Annotated in this window: 4 protein-coding genes; 3 read left to right on the top strand and 1 reads right to left on the bottom strand. The window is 58.0% G+C overall.

Features of this window, described 5'->3' with window-relative positions:
- The 3 genes from PZA18_RS22900 to PZA18_RS22910 all read left to right on the top strand — a co-directional run.
- Positions 1 to 7507: tandem-95 repeat protein (locus PZA18_RS22900; RefSeq protein ID WP_284103219.1), on the top strand; the 7507-nt coding region annotated here is incomplete at its 5' end.
- 92 nt (positions 7508 to 7599) lie between these two features.
- Positions 7600 to 8808 carry a hypothetical protein gene (locus PZA18_RS22905; protein WP_284103220.1) on the top strand — a complete coding sequence of 403 codons (1209 nt, stop codon included), beginning with the start codon at positions 7600 to 7602 and terminating at the stop codon, positions 8806 to 8808.
- A 23-nt stretch (positions 8809 to 8831) separates the two neighbouring features.
- Positions 8832 to 10022 carry a hypothetical protein gene (locus tag PZA18_RS22910; protein WP_284103221.1) on the top strand — a complete coding sequence of 397 codons (1191 nt, stop codon included), beginning with the start codon at positions 8832 to 8834 and terminating at the stop codon, positions 10020 to 10022.
- A gap of 469 nt (positions 10023 to 10491) precedes the next feature.
- On the opposite strand, the gene PZA18_RS22915 is transcribed toward PZA18_RS22910, so the two are convergent.
- Positions 10492 to 10631 (bottom strand): transposase domain-containing protein (locus tag PZA18_RS22915; protein WP_284101365.1); only part of this gene is annotated, 140 nt, incomplete at its 5' end.

Raw genomic sequence — 10631 nt, forward strand, 5'->3', positions numbered from 1 at the left:
GCGCATCCTCGGCGCCGAACACGGCACAGCCCGCCTCGCTGCCGACGGCCAAACCCTGCTCTTCACCCCCGAAGCCGGTTTCGCCGGCGATGCCACCCTTCGCCTGCAGGCTGACGATGGCTTTGCGATGAGTGGGGTGATTGAGCTCAAGGTGAAGGTCAGTGGCGCGAAGTTGACCGCGATCCGGCTCGAACGCCTCGCCTCGCTGGCAACAGGGGGGGCCAACCAGCTGCAAGCCATCGGCGATTTCGAAGACGAAGCCAATGTGCAGCTCGATGGCCATTACCTCAGCTGGAGCAGCGACCACCCGGATCTATTGACGGTTGATGCGGAAGGCCGGGTACGTGGTCTGGCCACGGGCCATACCGTGGTGCATGCCAAGGCCAGAGGGATTGAGGGCTTTAATGCCTTTAGCGTGGATACCAACCCAGGCCGACCTTTGCTGGATGAAGACGGCTTCGAAGTGGATGTCTACCCCAAGGCGATCGAACTACCGGCCGAAGTGGGCCAGCGTCAGCTCAAGGTGCATACGCTCGACGGCACCCGGATCGACGCCGCCACCAGCGGTATCCGCTATCTGGTGAGCGACCCGCGCATTGCCGAAGTCAGTGCCGATGGTCTGATCCACGCCAAAGCGGTAGGTTCGACCACGATCTCGGTCATCTACCAAGGCTTGCAGCGCGATCTGATCGTGCGGGTGGAAACCCCGCAGACCGGCCCGACCGACATCGCTGCCGGCCAGGGGGTGATAGTGCAGGATGCCGCCGGCAACCTGCTGATGCTGGCGCCCGGCAGCCTGCCTGCTGCAGGTCGCGTCAGCATCCAGGCGGTCGAGCCCAGCAGCCTGGGCTTGCCGCTGCCAGCCGCTGGCGTGCTCGATACCCTCGGCGCGGTGCATCTGGATCTGGGTGGGCAGGAAGCCCGTCTGCCGCTGCAGTTGGCGCTCAAGGTCGCGTCGCCGCAGGCGGTCGGCACCGAGGTGCTGTTCTGGGCCAAGGGCCAGATCGTGGATGCCAACGGCGTCAGTCACGATACCTGGTGGTTGCTGGATAACGGCCGCATTGGCGCAGACGGCATCGCCCGCACGTCCAGCCCGCCGTTTGAAGGGCTGACCAAGACCATGGACGTGGTGGCCACCGTGCTGTCGAAGTCCAACCCCGATACCGGGGAAATGGAAGTCACCCACAAGTTCATGGAGTGGGACAGCATCTGGGCCCCGGCCGAGAACATTGCCGTGGCCGCCCGCGCCATGGCCGGTGCTTCCGGCGAAGGCTTCAGCGGCATGATGCGTGCCCTGCGCGATGCCTTCCTGGGTATCACCACCAAGATCGACGGCAGCTACCAGACCAAGATTCCGACCACGGTGAAAGAGGGCAAGGTGCGGTTCGAATTCCCGCCCGTCCCGGCCAACCCGCGCCAGCTGCCGGACATCACCGGTTTCGAGCTGGATCGCGCCAGCGGTCAGATCCGGTTGCAGGGCAGCCACTTCCTGCCAGAAGGCAGCAACAGCAACCAATACCAGCTCAAACTATGGCTCAAGCCTCGGGCCGATGCCTTGGCGGCACCCACGCAACGGGTGGACGACCGGGGCCTGAGCTGGCAAGCAGTCGAGCTGAAGCTGAATCAGGACAAACAGTGGGTGGCGCAGCTACCGGCCGGCCTGTCGCTGTCGCAGCACATCGGCTGGGTGGAACGGATAGCCCTCACCCCCGGCTTTGGTCAGAAGCCCTCGGCCAGCCAGCGCTTAAGTGGCGAGGCGGTCGAGCTGTGGCAACCCAACCAGCCCGCCGCCGTCATCGCCAGCCGCCACTGGAAAACCCAGGAAAACCAGCTGCACCTGTTCCGGCCCACCGCCGAGGGGCTCAGCTTGGTGCGCAGTCTGGTCAAGGATGAGAAAGGCCAGCCGCTGCAACTCAATAGCGGCAAGGCCGACGCCGTGGCGTTCAGCGAAGACGGCACGCTCGCCTTCGTCGCCGGCCAGAAGCGGATCTACGTCATCGACCTGATGGCGCAGGCCGTGGTTTATACCCATATTCCGGCCGGACTGGGCAGTGAGCTGAGCAGCCTGGGGGTACAAGGCGACTGGCTGTATTACACCGAAGGCAGTCGTAACAACCCGCAAGGCGGCCGTCTGCTGCGCCTGAACATCCGCCCCGGTGCGGCTGGCTATCTGCGCACCAGCCAGGACCTGAGCCTGCCGGTCGAAGCGCGCTTCGGTTATCAGGATATGGCGATCAGCAGCGGCCGCTATCTGGCGCTGACGGCTTCGCAACTCTCGGCCCCCAATACCTGGGCCGGCCTCGACGACGAAGCCTGGCGCCAGCCCGGCAACGTCTATGTGGTCGATCTGCAGCAGGTGGGGGCTGACGGCCGGATACCCGGCACGGCCTGGCACAAGCTCGACCGCTACACCCATGCCGACAGCCAGAGCGGTAGCGGGGGCACCGGCGGCAAGGCCCCGGTCAACCTGAGCGAAGGTCTGAGTGGCGCCGACTTCCTGCTCTCCAGCGCGCTCGACCGCAACTTCGGTCTGGCCGGCGTGCATTGGGACCTGGACGACCAGGGCCGACCGGGCCAGCTCGGCACCGCCAAGGGCACCGCCCTCACCCCGCTGCGCACCGACCCGGAATGGTACGACCGGCAACACCAGCTCAACATCCAGCGCGCGCAAGGCAGTGTGATGGTGGCCTACCAGGGCGAAGAGTATGCGCTGGTGGCCGACTACCACTTCAGCGTGAACGACCCGCATGTGCTGTACGGCACCGACGTGGGCAACCAGATCGGCGGCAAGATCGGGGTGATCCGCGACCCGCTGGGCAAGAACGGTGGCCCGGAATACCTGGGCGCCACCACACCGATCCCCGGCACTGCGCTCAACCAGCTGAGCCTGAGCGGCGACGGCCGGCTCTACGCCACCGGCTTTATCTACGAACCGAGCCTGACCAACCCCGCCACCGGCCCGGCTGATGCGGTGTTCGGCTGGGACATAGCCAAGCTGCTGAACGCCGCCATCGAGGCCAAGGCCCACCCGCGCCGCTACGCGATTCCGCTTGACCGCCAACCGACGGGCGGCATCCACTCCGCCCCCCGCCCCGACCTGCTACCGGCCCGCTACAACGGCCCAGCCGCGAATCAGGTGTTTGGGCGGGTGTTCGGAATGGGCATCTTCAAACCGGGCGTGGAAGTCACCGACAGCAGTGGGATGGCGCATGATGGGGTAGTGGTGTTTTCGCCGTATGCGCCAGGAAACCCATTCGTGCTGACGCCGGCGATTCCCAAAGTGGAACATCTGGCGGACAAGACCACCGTGCTACCCCATAGCAACCTGCCTGCCAGTCCGGGAGTCAGCAGCATGAGGGCTTGGGCTGACAAGATCGAGCCGGAGAAAGCGGATCAACACACCTTGAGCTGGAGGAACTACACGGGTCAGCCCACTCGCTTCCAGATTTCGGTCGAGTCCAATAGCTTTTTATGGAAAGGCAAACCAGAGCAGAGCGATGCCCTATCACTCGGCAACAAAGCATTGCTTGCCGGCAAAGGCAAAGATCTGGTGGTGGAGAAGTCGGTTGAATTGAAACCGGGCGAAGTTTTCAAACTACCGGTATTCAGTAAGCTGGATATTCAGCAGGTACAGAAATTCACCACTGCAGATGCCATCGTGGATAAAGCCTTGGTAAAAACCCAGGCGATTGATAGCAAGGGCAATTTGACCGGGCCGGTTTCCAATTCATACAAGATGGTCTATGTGGCCGATTTGGGCGATGCAGACCCGAACGACCGCACGCTATATTTCTCGGACACTGTAGTCGGTGCAATTAGGGAGAAAAAAATCTATAACCCTGCCGGGCTTACGCTGGTTGCCCGAAATGGCAAATATTTCAAAGTGGTAGAAAACAGCTGGAACGAAAAAGACCGGACGACAACCGTGCAGTATTGGGCCCGCGAGGACAAAGATGCTGTTGCCGATATTGATGTGCTCGATATTGTAGAAGACGGAAAAGTCTTGACCAGTGTTTATCTGGCAGCACAAACCGTGCCGCCGGTGACCTTGAACCTGAATATGGCGAAAGCACGCGCTGCTTTGACGGCAGCCTTTGTGGCCATTAACAAGAGGATACCTGAGCCAAAACGCCCTAACCCGAATGATCCGAATGACCCCAATAAGGTTAGGCATAAAAGATGGAAAGATTTACAAGACTCTACCAAAACCTTGATAGACATGCAGACTAAGTTTGGCTTTGCAAATGGCCAGATATCCAACAGCAAGTGGCTGGCATTTGAAAACATGATTGTTTCGGAAGTCGAGAAATTCTGTGCTGATTTTGCCAAACCACACGGCCATTCAGGCCGGCAATATGTGAGCCTGAAAATAGTCAGAAATGGGCCAGCAGTCGATCTTAGCAAGCGGATTATGGAAGCCACCTACTCTGATGATGTATTGGGTGATTTGGGGGAGGCATGGTTGAATCTGGATTTCAATGGCTTGCCAATCAACAACAAAAAGCTCAGCGCCAGTGCGCAGCTATATATGTTGACGCAGGCATTTCAAGGCGATGAGGCCCAGAAAGGACATGGAATTGAGACGATAGGCATTGGGGCGGAACTTAGATCTATTTCAGAGGATGTGGACGTATACAAATACAAAATAAAGGATCCATATTCCGAATTTGGGCAAAGACTTTCCCGCGTCTATGTACATGAGCTAGGACATTTGCTTGGCCTGCCAGATGAATATGGGGCCGATGCCAATCAGACCCCTATTTTTGGAAAGCCAAACTTCATGACGGCGCAAGATTCGGAGCGTGTCGATCTGAATATGCGTAATCCGTCGCAACGGTCGATGCTGTCCTTTGGTTTGAAAGACCCGATGTTCAATCCAGCCTTAAAGGACGTGGGCAATCTGGTAAGCGAGGTCAAGAAGATCAAAGAGAATTACGACCTGCGGCATTCCGGGCCTTCCAAGCTGGTCAGCATCAACTCGGGCAACACCACGTTGCAGATTGAAGACCCGTCCGGTTTGGCGCGTGTCGGTTTACCGTTGGCATCTCCAGCCGTCGTTACCGCCCACAGCACGCTTCAACCAATGCTGGGAGGTTTGCCACCAAGCACTGATTTGCAAGAGTCGGGTAGCTCCCGCCTCGTGCATTCGTTCACCAGCAAGCCGCAAGACCGCTACTTGCGCTTCACGGTGGCTGACCAAGCCCTGATCGCCAATAGCAGCGGCCCGTCTGACGCCTTCCAAGTCGCCCTGCTCAACGCCAACACCGGCGCCTCGCTGGTCGGCAGCACCGGCATGGCCAATAGCGATGCGCTGCTCAATATCCAGACCGGTGGTGCCGAGAAACTGGCATCTGGCGTGCGCAAACAGCTGAATGGCGATGGCACCGTCACTTACTTTATCGATCTCAAGCACGGGGTCGGCGGTGACCTGGCCGGCACCCCTGCCCTGCTGTCGTTTGACTTGATCGGCTTTGGCAGCGAGCAGAGCCATGTGGCGATTCGGGATATTCAGTTGGTGCAAAACGTGCTGGCGTTTGACGACACGGCCAGCCTCGACGAGGACAGCGCGTTGGAGTTGAGACCCCTCGTCAACGATCTGGGCGCAGATGCTTCGGCCCGGATCGAGCTCGTCAGCCAGCCCGCACAGGGCAGCGTGGTGGTGAATGGCGATGGCAGTTTGCGTTATCAGCCAGCCGCCAATTGGTCGGGCACTGAGACGATCCAGTATCGCTACACGGCCGATGGCAGTACTTCGAATGTGGCAACCATCACGCTCACCGTGCGCCCGGTAAACGATGCGCCGCTGGGCGTCGATAGCCAGGGCAGCGTGGTGGCTGGCCAGTCGTTTATCTTCCACCCGCTGACCGGGGCCAAGGATGTGGATGGCGATAGCCTGAGCGCCCACCTCAACACCGGCCCAGCGCATGGCCAGGTATCGCGCCATGCCGATGGCAGCTGGAGCTATATCGCCGACCGGCGTTACAGTGGCCCCGACCAGTTCACCTATTACCTTAACGACGGTCAGGCCGACTCGGCGCCAGTCACTGTCACGCTCACCGTGCTGCCCGCCAACACCGCCCCGACCGCGCGCGATGGCGTACTCAGCCTGCTGGAAGATGGCAGTGTGCGGATTGACCTGCGCCAATTCGGCAGCGATGCCGAGTCGGATGTCTTGACGGGCCGTATCACCGCCCAACCGCAACACGGCACGCTCACCGCTCAGGCTGATGGCAGCTGGCTCTACACGCCAACTGCCAACTATGCGGGCGAAGACGCCATCCGCTTTATCCTCAACGATGGCCAGCTCGATTCGGCCGAGGCGGTGTTAAAGCTGAACATCCAAGCGGTGGTCGATGCACCGGTGTTCAAGTTCGGCACCGTTCAGCCGCGTGAGCTGTTCCGCACCAGCTGGGAGAGCGCCCCCAACCCTGATCGCAGCTCGACCGTGATCAGCGATAGCTTGTTCGAAGGCTGGACCCTGGTCACTACGGGCGATGTGCAAGCTGGGGGCAAAAACGGCTTCGAGGTCTGGAGCAGTGGCGACAGCATGAGTAATCAGCGCAATCAGCCGGTTACCGTCACCGCAATGGCCGGCAACGGCCAGAACTGGCTGGAGCTGAATGACGCGGCGGGCACGCAGACGCAGACCTTGGGGATTGAACGGCAGATCGACACCGTAGCCGGTGCCCATTACCGGTTGAGTCTGGATCTGGCAGGCCGGCCAGGCTTCGGCGCCGCCTACACCGCCATCGGCGTGTATGTGGATGAGCAGCGTATCGCCAGCTTCACCCAAAGTAGCGTGCCGTCCAAGCTCACCTGGCAGACCGACAGTGCGCTATTCCTGGGCAAAGGCGGCCGGCAGACCTTGCGGATTGTGACCGAAGCCCAGAGTCGCGACCCGGCCGGGCGCGGCATGATGCTGGACGATCTGAGCCTGAGCGAAAGCTTTGTTTACAACGAAGGCCGCTCGGGCAGCCCGATCCGCCTGCTGCCGATTGAGCTGGGCACCGGCGATGCCGACGGCTCGGAAACCAGCCACCTCGAACTGCTGGGCCTGCCCGTAGGCAGCCGGGTAAGCGACGGCAGCCATAGCCACACGGTGACCGTGCCACGCGAGCGGGTCAAACTCGCGGGCTGGCAGCTCGACCGGCTGGCGATCACGCCCCCGCTTAGCTACCGGGGTGAACTGCCGCTGGAACTGATCGCCACCGCCATCGAAAGCCAGACCGGCCAAACCGCCAGCCTCAGCCAGACCTTGACCTTGTTGGTTTTGCCGGCACCGCTGGCAATGAACCCGCTGGTGAGTGTGGCCTCTGCGCCCCCAAGCAGCACACCGCAGAGGGTGTGGATGGGTCACTGGCAGAATGAAATGCCTCACGGCCAAACCAGTCTGCAGCGATCCATAGACGTCTCTGCGCATCTGGAACAGCGCTTCAAACAGCTGGACAAGATGATTCTGGACACGCTGTTGCGAGAGCTATCGTCCCAAAAGCGAGAAAACCAATAACGGGAACTTGTTTAAAAAGAACGAAAAAGCAGACTTGTTGCAAACACAGCAAGTCTGCACTTCTACGGACATTTATTTAAATAAAAGGAAAAATGATGCGGGCTTTTAAATTGGCACCACTGATGGCGGCTATCTGCACAATACCCTTATCCCTCTTTTGCGAAGCAAAATTAGTAAGAATGCCCAGCCGAGGCAACGAAATTATCACCATGGCGATTTCTGGCAAGAAAATTCTGGTAGTGACGCTTAATGGCGATTTATATTGCACAGATAAACACCAAATTGCCTGGCAGTTATGTCACCAGGTAGTCAGCAAAGAGCAGGCAAAAAAAATGGATGACTATGTTGCCTGGGGCGACATCATAACCGGCCACGGAAATGTAGTGTACCGAGTTGCGGGAGTTTATGAAAATAGAGCAATGTGGGAATCCAGAAACTCGGGAGTAACCTGGCGAGAAACACAAGTCAAGCAGAGCAAAATATTTGGCACCGTCAGCCAGAATGGGGATTTGTACTTTCAATTTACCAATGAAGGGTTTCCTCTAGGAGTTTATGTGCATAAATTAGGAAGTCGGGAAGCCCCTCAACGTGTACCGGGAACCGAATCGGTGGGAGAACTCTGCGCCCTGGGAGCGCATAAAGATACGCTTTACTTTGGACACAATGTCATTACGGGCCAACCTCGAGGCGGAAGGTTGACCCAATCTCCTGGAAAAATCACAAAACGAAATGAGCTCGGCACAGACACCTGCCAATTTTTCTCGCTTGAGCTTAAAAAACCAAATGCGGTTGCGAATTTTTCATTTGAATACACGGGAAGAATATCCGTCTATCAAGATGATATTTTTTCAAATGAAAAATCAATGTTTATTGGTATTGAGACAGAAGATGCTGAAGCTCCAAATAATAAATCGATTTTTTTTGATTTTTACAATAAATCCACCAGAAAAGTTCCAGTTGAAATTTGGCCAAAATCACTTCCTGGAAATATTAGCAACGAAAAGCAGAATTGGTATCTTGAAGGGGTTAATAACACACATAGCATCTGGTATAACGACAAAAAAAATGGGATTTTTCTATGCAACAGTGCAGCAAGAAATTGCAAGCAACTACCCTTACCCTCTTCACAGCCAAGAATCAGCTTATCCATTATTCATCTTTCAAAGTCGGGAGAAATATACATATGCACCAATCAAAAATATCTATTTAAATGGATGAAAGATGAGCGTAAATGGGAAAAAATCCTCGACAATAAAATACTGAATGTGTACCCAAAATTTTTGCCGAGTAAGGCTCGCTAAATTATTGAGTTTCATCAGTTTCCGTGCAGAGACGTAGCTGCACCCAGGCCGTGGCCGATGCGCCGACCCTGCAGCTTACCGGTCGCAGCGGTCAGCGTGAGCGGTTCCGCACCAGCTGGGAGAGCGCCCCCAACCCTGATCGCAGTTCGACCGTGATCAACGATAGCGTGTTCGAAGGCTGGACCCTGGTTACCACCGGCGATGTGCAAGCCGGGGGCAAAAACGGTTTCGAGATCTGGAGCAGCGGCGACAGCATGAGTAATGCCCGCAACCAGCCCATCAGCGTGAACGCGCAGACCGGCAAGGGCCAGAACTGGCTGGAACTGAACGACGCCGGCGGCACGCAAACGCAGACCTTGGGCATCGAGCGGCAGATCGACACGATTGCGGGTGCCGATTACCGGCTGAGCTTCGATCTGGCCGGCCGTCTGGGCTACAGCGGCGCCTACACCCGGATCGGCGTGTATGTGGACGGCCAGCGTCTGAGCACGCTGGAGCCCGGCAGCAGCGCTACGGCGCTGAGCTGGCAGAGCATCCGCATCGGCTTCACCGGCAAGGGCGGGCCGCAGACGCTGCGCATCGTCACCGAAGCGCGCCAGCGCGACAGCGGCGGTCGTGGCAGCATGCTGGACGATCTAGCCCTGACCGAAACGGTGACGCTGAACCAAGGCAAGGCCGGCAGCGCGATCCGCCTGCAAGCCATTGACGCCCAGCTGACCGACACCGACGGCTCGGAAAGCCTGCAGCTGACACTGGGGGGCTTGCCGGTGGGCACGGTGATCAGCGATGGCCGTCGCAGCTTCACGGCCAGCGCCAATAACACTGTTGCCGACCTCACCGGCTGGAACCTCAGCACCCTGGCGCTGACACCGCCCATTCAGTTCAGCGGCAAGCTGGAGTTGAGTGTGGTGGCAACCGCTATCGAGGCCAGCAACGGCCATCGGGCCACGGTAAGTCAGACCTTGACCTTGCAGGTAGACCCGGTGCCTTTGGCGAGGAATGGTCTGGTGGCATTCACCGCCTCCCCAGAGCCGAAAGAAGCCACTCGGTTTGCTGTACGGCATTGGCAACAGACGGCAGATCGGGACCAGCCAGCATTGGTAATCAACCTGGGCACTACCGACTATTTTGCGGATCGGCTCAAGCAAATGGACCAGGCGATACACGATGCCCTGCTGCGGGAACTGGGTAAGACCTGGTGGGAGGATCAATAAGCTTGTGAACATGGGGTTCCCGCAGAAAATGCATGGGAACCCCTTATCAAGAGCTGCGACAAGCAGTTGTGGCGATTAAATAATGAATTAACCAAAGCTAAAACCAATTCAGCGAGGACGATATGAGATTCAAAACGTCGATAACAGTGTTCTGGGCTGCGCTAACTATGCTTGCGGGTGAAAATGCCTATGCAAGAATTGAATACGCGTTTTTTCCAGAGAACATGGTCACGGGCTTAGGGAGCGCAGATGGAAAAATCTGGATAGCCACCTATCGAGGCGATTTATATTGCAGCGAAGAGGCCACCATTAATTGGCATCTTTGCCATGAATTGCCAAACCCGAAAATTTCCGGTGCAATATGGGGGTCCGATTTATCATTTTCCGGAGGGGGGGTGCGCTTCCATAACAGCACACTTTATCATGAATGTAACCGTCCGACCATCCCACCTTGCGGCTGGGTTTCGAATCAGCTAGCGGTCGTTGAATTCAGGGGGAGTAGTTCATCAATGCGGCCATTAGGCCAGGTGGGGAGACGTTCAAGGGTGGCGGTCAGCCAGGCCAGGGGTTCGAGGCCGTTGAGTTTAGCGGTCGCCAGCAGGCTTTGAA

The organism is Parachitinimonas caeni, from assembly GCF_030129945.1.
In the GTDB taxonomy this organism is placed as follows: Bacteria; Pseudomonadota; Gammaproteobacteria; order Burkholderiales; family Chitinimonadaceae; genus Parachitinimonas; species Parachitinimonas caeni.

Coding starts and splice junctions, on each gene's coding strand:
- PZA18_RS22905 (WP_284103220.1), top strand. CDS start 7,600: ATGATGCGGGCTTTTAAATTGGCACCACTGATGGCGGCTATCTGCACA.